We start from the raw sequence: 13,438 nt of genomic DNA, 5'->3' as shown, positions 1-13,438 counted from the left end.
AAACTGTTAACCGAGATGGACAAATGATGTAAATGTCTGTATCGGTTAGATATTTACAGAAAGATCTGTCTCTTATCGACAGATCTGTTTTTTTGTCCTTAAAAAACTAATGAAGAGGTGAGGGAAAATGGGAGTTCTTCGCACAAAAAGTATTGGTTTGCTTAGGGAAAACGCAGAAAAGAACGGTTTGAGAAAGAGTCTTGGTGCATCAGATTTGATACTCTTAGGTATTGGTTGCATTATCGGAACAGGGATCTTTGTCTTAACTGGTGTTGCGGCGGCTAAATATGCCGGACCTGGTATCATGCTATCATTCGTATTATCTGGTTTGGCATGTGCGTTTGCCGCATTGGCGTATGCTGAACTAGCTGCAATTGTACCACTCGCAGGAAGTGCTTACACATATACCTATGCCGCGCTAGGTGAAATTATTGCCTGGATCGTAGGCTGGAATCTTATACTAGAATATTCTGTTGGATCAAGTGCAGTAGCCGCCGGCTGGTCAGGCTACGTAGTTGGCTTACTAAAATCAGGAGGAATTGAATTGCCTAAAGCATTTACGGCGGTTCCTGCTGATGGCGGTATAGTTAACTTACCAGCAATGATTATTGCCTTATTCTTAAGTTTGTTATTGGTTCGTGGAACCAAAGAAAGCGCAACACTTAATAAAGTACTAGTTGTAATAAAACTGGTTGCCGTATTCATTTTCTTACTTTTGGCTGGTCCTAAAGTTAATCCAGCAAACTGGACCCCGCTTATGCCCTATGGTTTTTCTGGTGTAGCAGCCGGTGCAGCAATCATATTCTTTGCTTATATCGGTTTTGATGCTGTTGCTACAGCCGCTGAAGAATGTCGTAATCCTAACCGCGACCTGCCTATCGGTATTATTGGTTCCCTCGTGGTATGTACGATTCTATATATTGCCGTTGCCGGTGTCTTGACTGGCGTTGTACCTTATCAAGATCTTAACAACGCCGAACCTGTTGCCTATGCGCTCCGGGCTATCGGTTATAACTTTGGTTCGGCATTGGTTGGTACCGGTGCAATCTGCGGTATCACTACAGTTCTTTTAGTCCTGATGTACGGTCAAACCAGGATTTTCTTCGCCATGTCCCGCGATGGGCTTATCCCCGCAAGCATTTGTAAGGTTCATCCTAAATACGGTACCCCTCATATTATTACCATAGTAGCTGGCATCGCAGTTGCTTTGATTTCCGGTTTTACACCGATCGGTATTATCGCAGAGTTAACAAACATTGGTACATTATTTGCCTTTGTTGTTGTTGCAATTGGGGTTTTTGCACTCCGCTATACCCGCCCTGATCTTCCCCGTCCATTCAGATGCCCGGCAGTTCCAATTGTTGCTCCGTTAGCCGTTTTATCTTGCGGCTATTTAATGATTAATCTGCCTGTTGAAACTTGGATACGGTTCGGAGTTTGGTCAGTAATCGGCTTTATTGTGTATTTTGTTTATAGCTATAGAAATAGCGTTCTTAACAAAAATGAAGTTAAGGATAAAGCTGCTGGTTAATATTAAAACTAATAAAGGCGGGTTAAACCCGCCTTTTTTCTTTTTTTTGCAGGAATTAGTTTTTTAGTGGTAGAAGTATATGCTGTAGTAAATCTTTTAGTTCAGGTGGAATATGTCAGATAAAAAAAATAAAGTTACCGTTGAAATATACGGTGAAAGCTATGCACTAAAAGGCGATATTGAGCCAGATAGAGTGAGACAGTTGGCTGCTATGCTTGACGAACGTATGAAAAAAACAGCCAAAGCTAATCTTCGACTGTCACCGACAAAAATTGCCGTACTTACAGCCCTAAATATCGCGGATGAATTTACGCGGTTAGAACAGGATTACTTGGAGCTTCTTGAACTAATAAAAGAAGATAAATAAAAAAGTCTCTGTAATCGCTACGGTATAACCCTTTGATGTCATGCTAATAATACTGACAGAAAAGGAGTGGTATCGTGTTCGATTTTGGTATGATCGGTCAAGTTTTACTCCGTTTAATGATATTGTGCGCTGTTGCCCTTATTGTTGTCAGAATGATGGGGAATCGGACTGTCGGTCAATTGTCACCTTTTGACTTCGTTATCATGGTAGGTATTGGTGATATTATCGTTGCCGGCACAATGGATCAAACTCCGACTTTAGCTGCAGGAATTGAAGCTTTAATCGCTTTGTTGTTACTTCAGCAACTTTTGGGATACTTAGCCCTCAAGAATAGCACGTTACGTAAATGGTTTGAGGGTACCCCAGTAACTTTAATACATAAAGGCCGAATACTTAGCGAGAATTTTGTCGCTACTCGTTTTAACTATGATGATTTACGCCAGGAACTTCATAAAAAAGGTCTTGATATGACTGATGTAAGCACGATAGAGGCAGCTCGCTTAGAAAGTTGCGGAGAGTTTACCATACTTCGCGCGTCCGAAAATGATCCACTGACAAAAAGCGAGTTTGAGCAATATATAAAGAATATATACGATAATCCATTAAGCCTGGCCGGCGAAAAGTGGACAAAAATTGAAAAACTTATGGATAACGTTCAATTCTTAACCGACCATATACGTGAACAGCAGACTCATAAAAATTGCCCTGAGGAAAAATCCGTAAACGCTCAAAAGGAATTACACTAAAAAGAGGAAGGGGAATCAGTCCCTTCTTCTTTCTTATCCAGTGACTTAGCCTCAAATGTGGTTTTAACCTTATCTGAAGCCAAAAAATAAACTTCGAATGAATAAGTACAATCGGCTTCCGCTGTCCAATGCGCGGTGAAAGCCGAGTTTGACTTTACATGATAGACAGCTATAACCTTACTGTACGGTATAAACACCTGAGACTTCGACTTAGCTCTTGCGGGCGGTAGAAGCAAACTTTATCTATGCTATATCTATATAAGGGCGGTTTCAAAATGCGAGTCTTGTTACTATTTATTGACGGTTTCGGTTTAGGAGAAAATAATTTAGAGACAAATCCATTGGCACGTTTTAATTTCCAAATCATTCAAGAGTTATTTGGTTTTACTTTAACTAAAGAAATAGGGCGAGTTCTTTCTCCTAACCGCTGCTTACTTCCAATTGACGCCACACTAGGAGTGCCAGGACTTCCGCAAAGTGCAACTGGTCAGGCCGCCATTCTTACCGGTTTAAATACCGCAAAGATGATGGGACGTCATATTCAAGCATTTCCTGGTCCACAGTTATCTGGAATAATTACTGATAATAATATTATGAAAAGACTGGTGGAGAAAGGCCTGACTGCAACCTCGGCCAATATGTATCTGCCAAATTATTTTGACTTGGTGGCTAAACGAAAACGTCGACATTCGGCGATAACACTGGCTGCTTTAAGTACAGGTATGTCATTAAGAACTATACCTGAAATGAATAATGGCCAGGCTGTATTCCAAGATATTACAAACGAAATGCTGCCTAGCCTCGGGGTAGAACTTGTTCCCGTTTTACGCCCCTTGCAAGCTGCTGAAAATTTGGTTAATATTTCCAGGAAATATTCTTTTACAATTTTTGAATATTTTCAAACAGATAGGGCCGGACATAAGCAGGATTGGCAATATGCACAAAAGATTTTAGCGACACTTGATAGCTTTATCGGCAGCGTGTATAAGCGGCTGCCTGATGATACCCTATTACTGATAACTAGCGATCATGGCAATTTTGAGGATATGACCGTTAAAACCCATACTCTGAACAAAGTGCCACTGATTGCGTTAGGATATAAAGCACAAAAAACTGTAGACAATATTTCTGATTTGACAGGTATTGTCCCTGCGTTAATAGATGTTTTAGTGAAAGGATGACTTATGTGATCGAATTACTTGCGCCTGTCGGCAGCAAAGAGGCCCTTATTGCCGCCGTAGAGAGCGGTGCAAATGCTGTTTATCTCGGTGGAAAAATGTTTGGAGCCAGACATTATGCACCTAACTTTACTGATGAGGAATTAGCTGACTCTGTACGTTTTGCTCACTTACGCGGAGTATTAGTATATGTTACTGTTAATACACTGCTGGACGATACTGAAATCCCAGTGCTGGTTGATTATTTGCGGCATTTATATACTATTGGCGTAGATGCAATTATCGTACAAGATCTGGGAGTTGCTGTAGTTGCTAAAAAGGTAGTGCCTAATTTGCCCCTTCACGCCAGTACCCAAATGACTGCTCATAACTTAGAGGGGGTTAATTTTTTAGCAGATATGGGTTTTAAACGGGTGGTATTAGCCCGCGAACTGCCTCTTAAGGATATTGAACATATTTGTAAAAATACTACAGTAGAAATAGAAACATTTATCCACGGTGCCTTATGTATATCCTATTCAGGCCAATGTCTAATGAGCAGTATGATTGGTGGCAGAAGCGGCAACCGTGGTCGCTGTGCTCAGCCTTGCCGTCTTCCGTATACTCTTGTTGATGACAAAGACAATAACCTGTTAAGCCAAGTTGATGCCGGTGAATACCTGTTAAGTCCAAAAGACTTTAATACCATTGAAATTTTACCTGAACTTATTCAATCAGGAGTAACTTCATTTAAAGTCGAAGGACGAATGAAACGTGCAGAATATGTTGCTGTCGTTGTAGATGCTTACCGCCGGGCTATAAACAGTTATTTGCTGCAGCAAGCAGAATATCTAATCAGCGAGCAGGATAAGAAGGATTTAGCACAAATATTCAATCGCGATTTTACTATCGCGCATCTGTACGGTAAAAATGGGCGTGCTATGATGAGTGACCGGCGCCCCAACAACCGTGGAGTACGAGTTGGGCGGGTAATAAGTTATCAGCCAACCACCAAAACGGCAGTCATAAAATTGGATGAGCCGCTCGCAATCGGTGATATTATTGAATTTTGGGTTAAGGTGGGTGGCCGGGTTAATGTTACAATTAACGCTATGGTCGTTGATGGAAAAAATGTTGACCAGGCCCCTGCCAATACGGCTGTTAGTATTCCCGTAAGTTCGCCTGTTCGTGATAATGACCGGGTATTTAAAGTTTTTGATTCCATACTTATGGAGCGAGCTAGAGGTTTTTTCAGTAAAGCAGATGCCGTCCGACGCATACCTATTAATGTCACAGTAACGGTGGCTGAAGGTAATCCATTAATTATAACCGCACAAGACAATGAAGGCTTTACCGGCCAAGCGGCAACTGAATTTATTGCTGAAAAGGCATTAAAACGACCGTTGACCACTGACACAATCGCTAAACAAATTGAAAGATTGGGAACTACTGTTTTTTCATTAGATAACCTGGACTGCGATATCCAAGGCGAAGTAATGGTTCCTCTAAGTGAAATAAATGATGCCAGACGTAGAGCTATAGAACAACTGGAAGTTGCCCGGCTTGCCAAATTTAATAGAGCGCCTTTGCCCAAAGATAAATCCATTGAAGTTTTAATGCCGGAGCATCAAACATTGAAATCAGGGAATAAACCGAAACTCGTTGTTAACGTCGATGCGGTAGATAAAGCTAAAACTGCCGTGGATAACGGTGCTGATATTATCATGTTCGGCGGCGAGTGCTTTGGAAAACGTACATTATCTGATGAAGATTATCATTCTGTCGCAGATTATTGCAAAAAACATGACTGTAAAATTATCTTAAATACACCGCGCTTGCTGCAGCGAAATCAAATAAAAGAAATAACGGATCATATTGCGTTATTTAACGCGATCGGCCCTGAGGCAATAAGCGTAGGAAACATCGGGACATTACATTTACTGAAGGAATTAATCGATATACCCTTACATGGAGATTATCCGCTGAATATATATAACAGTATTACCGCCAACTATTTGACCAACATAGGCTTATCCAGCTTGACATTATCTCCGGAACTTAATTTTGCCCAGGTTGAAGAATTAAGCACAAAACAATTGGCTCCTTTGGAATGTTTAGTACATGGCTACCTTACGCTTATGATCTCTGATTACTGTATGCTGGGAAGCCTTTTAGGCGGACCCAATATTCAAAAGTGTACTAATACCTGCCTGCGTGGTAAGTTTTGGCTAAAGGACAGAATGAATGAGCTATTTCCGGTAGTGACAGATCTATTTTGTCGCATGCATATTTTAAATGCAAAGGAATTATCTATGCTGCCGCATGTACCGCGCTTAATCAGGAGTGGTATAAGCCGGCTAAGATATGAAGCAAAATATAGTTCTATTAAGGAGATCGCCTATATTACCAGATTGTACCGGGAATTAATTGATCAGGGGGAAAAACATCCACTTATTAATAATGATAAAAAAATAACGGAAATTGAGCATGAACACATAACAAGGGGGCACTATTTCCGTGGAGTATTATAGGATTTAGGAGAGAATTTGCATGGAATTATCGGTGTATTCAACATTAGAGTATAACAAAATCATAGAAATGCTTGCTGATCGCACGGGATCGATTATCGGGCGTGAACTTGCAGAAGTACTGCTACCTGTCAGTGATACCGGTCAGGTTCGAGACCGGCTTGCAGAAACAGCGGAAGCCCGAGATATCATGAACAATTTTACCAGCATACCGCTTGGAGGAATACGTGATGTCAGAGCAAGTATAAAAAGAGCCAGCTTGGGTGCCGTTTTGGAGCCGCATGAACTGTTAGCGATTGCTAGTACCTTATATGCTGCGCGGCGTATGAAAACGTTTTTATCTGATTTACCAATAGAAACACCACTTCTTAGCGCCAAAGCAGGACAAATAGTATTGCTAAAAAATATTGAAACAACCATTGAAGCAACGATCACTGAACAGGGATCTATCCGGGATGATGCAAGTAGTGAATTGTTAAAGCTGCGTCGTGAAATAAAACAGGCTCAGAGCCGTGTTAAAGAAAAATTGGATAATATTTTACGTTCAGGCGAATATCAAAAGTACTTTCAAGATGCGTTGGTAACCATGCGGGGTGATAGGTACGTAATCCCTATTAAGCAAGAATTTCGCAATAGTTTCCCAGGCATTGTTCACGATCAGTCTGCAAGTGGTGCGACACTATTTATTGAACCTATAGCCATAGTTAACCTTAATAACGATATAAAACAACTTATCGCAGCAGAAAAAGCTGAAATTGAACGAATTTTGATCGTAGTTTCAGGACAAATTGCAAAAGTAGCGGATTGTATTAAGGAAAATCTTGATATCTTAGCTCATCTGGATTTTGTTTTTGCCAAGGCGAAGCTAAGTATTGATATGCGGGCAATTAAGCCAATTATTAATACGCAAGGGTATATTAACCTCCTTCAAGCCAGGCATCCACTTATCCCCGGTGAAAATGTTGTGCCCATAGATGTCCATCTAGGCCGTCATTTTACTACGTTACTTATAACAGGCCCGAATACCGGCGGCAAAACCGTAACGCTAAAAACAGTGGGCTTATTTGCGCTTATGACGCAAGCAGGTTTATTTATTCCCGCAGCTCCTGACTCCGAGATGCCGGTTATTGGCAAAATTTTTGCCGATATCGGTGATGAACAAAGCATTGAACAAAGTCTTAGCACATTTTCGGGGCATATGACAAATTTAGTTGGAATATTAAAAGATGTTTCTGCCAATGATTTAGTACTTATTGACGAAATTGGAGCAGGAACAGACCCCAGTGAAGGCGCTGCCTTAGCCATGTCAATCTTAGAATACTTCCATAAACTTGGAACAAAAACAATTGCGACAACACACTATAGTGAATTAAAAACATTTGCTTATACTAGACATGGAATTGAAAATGCCAGCGTAGAATTTGATATACAAACCCTGCGACCAACGTACCGTTTACTAATTGGTATACCCGGCAGCAGTAATGCTTTTGCCATCAGCAGCAGGCTGGGTTTATCCGATCAGATTATTTCTCGCGCAAAAGAATTAATCAATAAAGAACACGCAGATTTCGAAACAATTCTTCAAGCATTAGAAGAAGAAAAGAAAGCATATACAGCCCGTTTGGATGATGTAAAGAGCTTAGAGCAGGAATTAAGCAGGACTAGAGAAAAGATAGACGCTGAAAAGCAGCGAATTAATGAGAAAAAGACAACGGTATTAGCCAAAGCGCAGGAAGAGGCTGCCACTGTTATTCGCCAAGCTCGGCGCAGCGCTGAAGAAATTATTACTGAACTTAAATCACAGTTTTCCGAACATAGTGGACGTGAACGCCAAAAAGCGATTGAAACAGCCCGGAAGAAATTAAAGGAAAGCAGCAGCAGTGTTAGCGGGTTTAGCTTGGACGAAGAGACAGATTCTGAATTATCCGCCGATATGGTCAGGCCTGGCATGGCTGTATATGTTACCACCCTGAAACAAAAGGGAGAAGTATTGGCGCTAAACAATACAGATGTAACCGTACAGATGGGAGTTTTAAAACTTACTGTACCGCTTTCTGCCTGCCGGTTGTTAACTGAAACTGTTAAACACAAGGAAAGCCCAGTCACTAAACGTGTTAGCATAGCGAAGACCGAAGCGCCGGCAAGACAAATAGACATTCGCGGCATGACAATTGAGGAAGCAGAAACGGTACTTGATAAATATATTGATGAAGCAATATTATCAGGCTTAAACGAGGTGCTTATTATCCATGGAAAAGGTACCGGCGCTCTGAGAAAAGGAGTAAAGATGTACCTCGAAAATCACCCACATATAACTGGTATACGCATAGCTGAACTTAACGAAGGTGGCACCGGAGCTACCGTAGCTAGGTTGGCTTAGTATAGAAATTTACCGGAATCTAAATGTATGGGGGAGAAGAGCATGATTATTCAAAGTAAGGAGCTTGAGCAGCGCGCCATTGAACAAGTTGCCGAATTAATGTGTGTAGCTGCCAGAACAGCGCCTAAAGGACGAGGTACCGACAATCTTGTTACAATGGTTGTAAAAGGCAGAACAAAAGACCAGATAGCGGAAGAAATGAAAAAAATTGCTCAATCAAGTGGCGCACAATTTTTTGAACGCGATGCCAAATGCTTAGAGAAAACACCAATGGTAATACTCTTAGGACAGAAAGTTAAGCCATTGGGGGTTAGTCCTTGTGGCTATTGCGGATACGCAAACTGTAAAGAAAATACCGAAAAATCCGGCCAGTGTGCTATTAGTATCGGGGATTTAGGAATTGCTATTGGTTCGGCTGTTGGAGTTGCTGCCCAGCATCATATTGACAACAGGATAATGTTTTCTGTGGGGCGGGCCGCTTTAAATCTTGCTATATTTGAAGAAGATGTTGAAATTGCTTACGGCATACCGCTCAGTGTTTCAGGAAAAAGTCCGTTTTTTGATCGCACCTAAGTTAAATACATATATAAAACCGGTGGTTACTCAATTTGTGAGTATTACCACCGGTTTTTTTGTTTAATGAAAACAGCTAAATTTTTCCGTAGGCCGCTTATTAATTCATTTAGAAGTTGTTTTTCCAATTTAAATATCTTCCGTAGTTTTTACCTTCAGGCTCTTCTGAAGTTTCGGTGTCTTGTGGGGATGGATTTTGTATTGGGGGCGATGTAGGTTGTTGGACAGAAACAGATGGTTGGACGGTCGTTTCCGGTTCCTTTGTTGACTTAGAAGCTTCGGTTTTGCTCTCAGATTTACTTTCATTTTTAGGCTTATCCTGCGAGGAATTCGAACCAAGTCCACCCATATTATTCAACAACCCTAAAACACTTCCAATAGTACCCGGATTAAGCTTTGATTTAAGTTGTGGGTTATTCAACAAAGGAAGAAGAGACATCAGACTGTCGGGTGATAAACCACCCCCGTCATTGCTAACGCCTTTTGTTAAATCACCTAATAATTTATGTAGAGGATTGCTGCTGTTAGCTGTCGATTGTATTTGAGATGGCTGATTGACAGTTTGGTTACGGCTAACTATAGAAATTAGGCATAACAGTGATAGGACAGTTATTAAATTATCAAGTCCTGATCCAGCGGAAATATTGGAGTCTAACAATCGTACTACTGAACTGAGCAGCGTCGATGACCCATTATTCTCGGTGTCATTCGGCATAGGACCGCCTCCTTAAAAAACGCCGGGAATTTTGGGCAGGTTTAAGTCTGTAGCAAGCTTGCTCATTGCAGTTTGATTAAGCTCCCGGGACTTAGTCAACGCATTGTTTATAGTAGCTAAAAGTAAATCCTGCAGTAAAGCGGCGTTTTCAGCAACTAAATATTTGCTATTAATTTGAATAGAGATAAGTTCCTGCTGACCATTTACCGTTATTTTAACAACATCGCCGCTATTCACTTCGATTTTTTCTTGTTTAAGTTGATCCTGTACACTATCTACATTTTGTTGAACCTTTTTTACCATTTCCATAAGATTACCAAACTGTTCAAACACTGTCTAATCACCTCCATATTTCTTATCTAATTTATTCAATTTAACAAATTTTGTGAGTGTCCAAACTTCAGGAGAAACAAAATACCTTCGAACTTCATATATTGGATTAAGAAAATCATAATTTGAGGGGTCGTGAAAACATGCGTGTGCGAAAATACCACCGAAACTCGGGAGTACCGCCTGTAGATGGGCCTGTTACAACGTTAAGAACTAATATTGAAAAATCAACAATAGATAAAGCACCAGCGGTTACACCAATAAACCAATCCTCGTCTAAAGCCACGAGTTCCAGAGGACCTGCAGCTTTGTTCAGAAAGATAATGCAAAATCCTAATCTTAACCTTCAACTAGTGGTCATCCTTTTGACATTGACATCAGAAAACTTTTCAATGGATAGAAGGATTGACTCTATGTCTACTACCGTAGATAAAATTCGCAATATGACTGATGTTATTAACAATACTATGAAGTCGGTAAAAGTGGCATCAGAAGCACCTAAACAAATTAGAAGTCTATTTAATAGGCCAAATTAGTAACTTGATGTCAGCCTTGCTCAGTAACACTTCCACAATAAGATGTATATATTGAAGTAGAAGGGCGGACGGTACCTCGCCTTCATTAATGATAATTAAGGAGGTAGCTTACATGTCGCGTGGTGGATTTGGCCGTCATGGTTTTGGTGGTATTTGGATTATCATTATAATTTTATTATTGTTCTTCTTTGAAGGTGACGACACTTGCCTATAGTATTCATACTTATATCCAGGAACGGCCCCGGGCAGCGTGTTCCCCTAACAGTCTATAATAATGTATATGCGCAAACGCAAAAAAACACGCGTAAAATACGCGTGTTTTTTTTATTTTTATAAGCGGAAAAATTACGATATATACCACATCATTTACTAATCTAGTTTTTCTTACCAGAATCCTTAGGTGGGGGCGGCGGTGCCAAAGGAGTGCCCGTATTTTTGTCGCTCTTAGACGGCGGTGGCGGCGCAGTTTTATCTACATTTGTTGAAGCATCGGAGGCAGGATTAGCTTGATCAGACTGCTTGATATCTTTACCGTCTTTGTCTTTTCCATCTTTAGATGCAGGAACAGTCGATACTTTTGTGGGCTGAGTACCTTCCACAAAGATTTCATTTCGTCCTTCCTGATTATTGGGATCATTTAGCAGTAAGCCATCCTTAGTTGAAACTCTGGCACCCACAATTCCCGAAGGCTTGGCAAAGTCTCTCGCCACATATTTAGCAGCAACATCGCTCATAAAAGTACGCCAGATATTCGCAGGAATTGTCCCGCCGGTTACCCCGCTCAGATAGTCAGAATTGTCATAACCAAGCCAAACGGATGTAGATAAATCTGGGGTAAATCCAACAAACCAAGCATCTTTATAATCATTGGTTGTACCGGTTTTACCCGCGGCCGGACGCCCAAAATAAGCGCCGGTACCAGTACCATTATTAATAACACCTTTCATCATATCTGTAAGAAGATAAGCGCTGCGCTCATTAACAACTACTTTTTCTTTAGCAACATGTTCTTCAATAACTTTGCCATTGCGGTCTACAACTTTAACAATAGCTGTCGGTTCAACCCGAACCCCGTTATTGGCAAGAACGCCATAGGCGCTGGCAATCTCTAGCGGAGTAACACCGCGGGTAAGTCCGCCTAGCGACATAGCTAAATTGCGATCGTTGGTATCACCATTAAGAACTAGTGTGGATATTCCCATTTGCTGTGCATAATATAAGGTTTTATCAATACCCACTTGTTGTGCTAATTTAACAGTAACAACGTTAAGTGACTGTTCGAGGGCCGAGCGGATAGTTACTGGTCCACGGAAGCTCCTGTCATAATTCACTGGTGACCAACTACCGAAGCTGATAGGGCTGTCATCAATAATACTAGCTGGTGTATACCCACTTTCAATAGCAGCCAAATAAACAAATGGTTTAAAGGCAGAACCTGGTTGACGTTCAGCCAATACCGCGCGGTTAAATTGATCGTTACCGCGTCCGCCAACCATTGCCTTAATATATCCGGTATGAGGGTCAATTGCGACAAGTGCGCCCTGCGGTTGTTTTATCCCATTTTCAGTGCGTCTTGTTGGCAACTGTTCCATTGCCCGTTCAGCCGCTTTTTGCATATCTAAATCAAGTGAAGTATATACTTTCAGTCCATCTTTATATACTGCATCCGCACCATATTTATCAATAAGCTGTTGCGTAACATAATCAATAAAATACGAAGCAGTAGTAGGGGTAGCCGTCGCCGGACGACTAGCTATCTTAATTTCTGTATTCTTTGCTTTTGCTGCTGTAGTCGCATCAATATAACCATACTTAACCATCTGATCAAGGACGACTGCTTGACGTTCTTTAGCAGCTTTTAAATTACTTGAGGGAGAATAGTAATTTGGGCTTTTGGGAATACCAGCAATTATTGCACATTCTGCAAGGTTAAGATCTTCAACATTTTTCCCAAAATAGACTTGAGCTGCCGTTTGAACCCCATAAGCGCCTTGCCCAAAATAAATCTGATTCATATACATCTCTAAAATTTCGTTCTTGCTATATTGCCGTTCGATTTGTAAAGACAAAAAAGCTTCTTGAATTTTACGCTTAATCGTTTGATCTTGAGAGAGTAAAGCATTTCTGGCTAATTGTTGAGTTATCGTACTGCCACCCTCAGAAATCCCTCTATCTGTCATATTAGACCATATAGCGCGCAAAATACCGCGAGGGTCGATGCCACTATGCTGATAGAAGCGAACATCCTCAGCCGCAATAAAAGCGTTTTGTAAGTTCTTAGGTATTTTATTCATTGATACAGGCAAGCGATTTTCAACCGAATGAATAGTTGTAATCAGTTTTCCATTAACGTCGAAAATTTGAGAAGAAACGGCCGGACGTATCTCGCCCTTTAAGCTCGGCATGGTATGGATACTGGCTGTTAAAAATCCTAAACCAGCTCCTGTAAGCATTACCAGGAACACGAGAACAGCAACTATTGTAATCGCTCGTGTGTTCTTTTTTGAGCGCCGTCTGCCATTTTCCCTATTTTCGTTGAATTCATTATTTTTATCTTGCATGGTTTCCTCCCCTT

General features: G+C 41.0%; 11 protein-coding genes. 8 read left to right on the top strand and 3 right to left on the bottom strand.

Translation table 11 applies throughout. From position 1 onward, the window contains the following. Nucleotides 1-127: 127 nt before the first annotated feature. The 7 genes from SRRS_RS13455 to SRRS_RS13425 all read left to right on the top strand — a co-directional run bounded on the left by SRRS_RS13455 (nucleotide 128) and on the right by SRRS_RS13425 (nucleotide 9,282). Nucleotides 128-1,531, top strand: coding sequence for an amino acid permease (locus SRRS_RS13455; RefSeq protein ID WP_371369599.1), 1,404 nt, complete (start codon nucleotides 128-130; stop codon nucleotides 1,529-1,531). Nucleotides 1,532-1,643: 112 nt separating this feature from the next. Beyond that, nucleotides 1,644-1,898, top strand: coding sequence for a cell division protein ZapA (locus tag SRRS_RS13450; protein ID WP_371369597.1), 255 nt, complete (start codon nucleotides 1,644-1,646; stop codon nucleotides 1,896-1,898). A gap of 74 nt (nucleotides 1,899-1,972) precedes the next feature. After that, on the top strand, nucleotides 1,973-2,644 hold the full coding sequence (locus SRRS_RS13445) for a DUF421 domain-containing protein (RefSeq protein WP_371369595.1): 672 nt from the start codon (nucleotides 1,973-1,975) through the stop codon (nucleotides 2,642-2,644). A gap of 275 nt (nucleotides 2,645-2,919) precedes the next feature. Then, the gene (locus SRRS_RS13440; protein ID WP_371369593.1) at nucleotides 2,920-3,825 is read left to right on the top strand and encodes an alkaline phosphatase family protein; all 906 of its coding nucleotides are present in this window, start codon (nucleotides 2,920-2,922) and stop codon (nucleotides 3,823-3,825) included. Continuing rightward, on the top strand, nucleotides 3,822-6,332 hold the full coding sequence (locus SRRS_RS13435; RefSeq protein ID WP_371369592.1) for a DUF3656 domain-containing protein: 2,511 nt from the start codon (nucleotides 3,822-3,824) through the stop codon (nucleotides 6,330-6,332). The genes SRRS_RS13440 and SRRS_RS13435 overlap by 4 nt, the downstream gene beginning before the upstream one ends. 19 nt (nucleotides 6,333-6,351) lie before the next feature. Further along, on the top strand, nucleotides 6,352-8,709 hold the full coding sequence (locus tag SRRS_RS13430) for an endonuclease MutS2 (protein WP_371369590.1): 2,358 nt from the start codon (nucleotides 6,352-6,354) through the stop codon (nucleotides 8,707-8,709). A 42-nt stretch (nucleotides 8,710-8,751) separates the two neighbouring features. Beyond that, entirely contained in the window at nucleotides 8,752-9,282 is a 531-nt protein-coding gene (locus SRRS_RS13425) for a ferredoxin domain-containing protein (RefSeq protein ID WP_371369588.1), read from the top strand. 109 nt (nucleotides 9,283-9,391) lie between these two features. On the opposite strand, the gene SRRS_RS13420 is transcribed toward SRRS_RS13425, so the two are convergent. Both SRRS_RS13420 and SRRS_RS13415 read right to left on the bottom strand, forming a co-directional pair. Beyond that, nucleotides 9,392-9,997, bottom strand: coding sequence for a hypothetical protein (locus SRRS_RS13420; protein ID WP_371369586.1), 606 nt, complete (start codon nucleotides 9,995-9,997; stop codon nucleotides 9,392-9,394). Nucleotides 9,998-10,009: 12 nt separating this feature from the next. Beyond that, nucleotides 10,010-10,330 (bottom strand): YbaB/EbfC family nucleoid-associated protein, encoded by a 321-nt coding sequence (locus tag SRRS_RS13415; protein ID WP_371369584.1) that lies wholly within the window; start codon nucleotides 10,328-10,330, stop codon nucleotides 10,010-10,012. Between the two features lie 410 nt (nucleotides 10,331-10,740). On the opposite strand from SRRS_RS13415, the gene SRRS_RS13410 reads away from it, so the two are divergent. Then, a complete protein-coding gene (locus tag SRRS_RS13410) occupies nucleotides 10,741-10,863 on the top strand; it encodes a hypothetical protein (protein ID WP_371369582.1) in 123 nt (40 codons plus the stop codon). 374 nt (nucleotides 10,864-11,237) lie between these two features. Here SRRS_RS13410 and SRRS_RS13405 read toward each other — a convergent pair whose 3' ends face one another. After that, nucleotides 11,238-13,424: a transglycosylase domain-containing protein gene (locus SRRS_RS13405; RefSeq protein WP_371369580.1), complete on the bottom strand. Its 2,187-nt coding sequence runs from the start codon at nucleotides 13,422-13,424 to the stop codon at nucleotides 11,238-11,240. Between the last annotated feature and the right edge of the window lie 14 nt (nucleotides 13,425-13,438).

Source organism: Sporomusa rhizae (assembly GCF_041428845.1).
GTDB lineage: Bacteria > Bacillota > Negativicutes > Sporomusales > Sporomusaceae > Sporomusa > Sporomusa rhizae.
The sequence above is the reverse complement of the archived record's forward strand: the minus strand, read 5'-3'. Positions and strand labels throughout refer to the sequence as shown.

What these genes read in the sequence shown, in the direction of transcription:
- SRRS_RS13410 (WP_371369582.1), top strand. Translation starts at nt 10,741, where the DNA reads ATGTCTACTACCGTAGATAAAATTCGCAATATGACTGATGTTATTAAC.
- SRRS_RS13420 (WP_371369586.1), bottom strand. Translation starts at nt 9,997, where the DNA reads ATGCCGAATGACACCGAGAATAATGGGTCATCGACGCTGCTCAGTTCA.
- SRRS_RS13450 (WP_371369597.1), top strand. Translation starts at nt 1,644, where the DNA reads ATGTCAGATAAAAAAAATAAAGTTACCGTTGAAATATACGGTGAAAGC.
- SRRS_RS13440 (WP_371369593.1), top strand. Translation starts at nt 2,920, where the DNA reads ATGCGAGTCTTGTTACTATTTATTGACGGTTTCGGTTTAGGAGAAAAT.
- SRRS_RS13455 (WP_371369599.1), top strand. Translation starts at nt 128, where the DNA reads ATGGGAGTTCTTCGCACAAAAAGTATTGGTTTGCTTAGGGAAAACGCA.
- SRRS_RS13425 (WP_371369588.1), top strand. Translation starts at nt 8,752, where the DNA reads ATGATTATTCAAAGTAAGGAGCTTGAGCAGCGCGCCATTGAACAAGTT.
- SRRS_RS13405 (WP_371369580.1), bottom strand. Translation starts at nt 13,424, where the DNA reads ATGCAAGATAAAAATAATGAATTCAACGAAAATAGGGAAAATGGCAGA.
- SRRS_RS13430 (WP_371369590.1), top strand. Translation starts at nt 6,352, where the DNA reads ATGGAATTATCGGTGTATTCAACATTAGAGTATAACAAAATCATAGAA.
- SRRS_RS13435 (WP_371369592.1), top strand. Translation starts at nt 3,822, where the DNA reads ATGACTTATGTGATCGAATTACTTGCGCCTGTCGGCAGCAAAGAGGCC.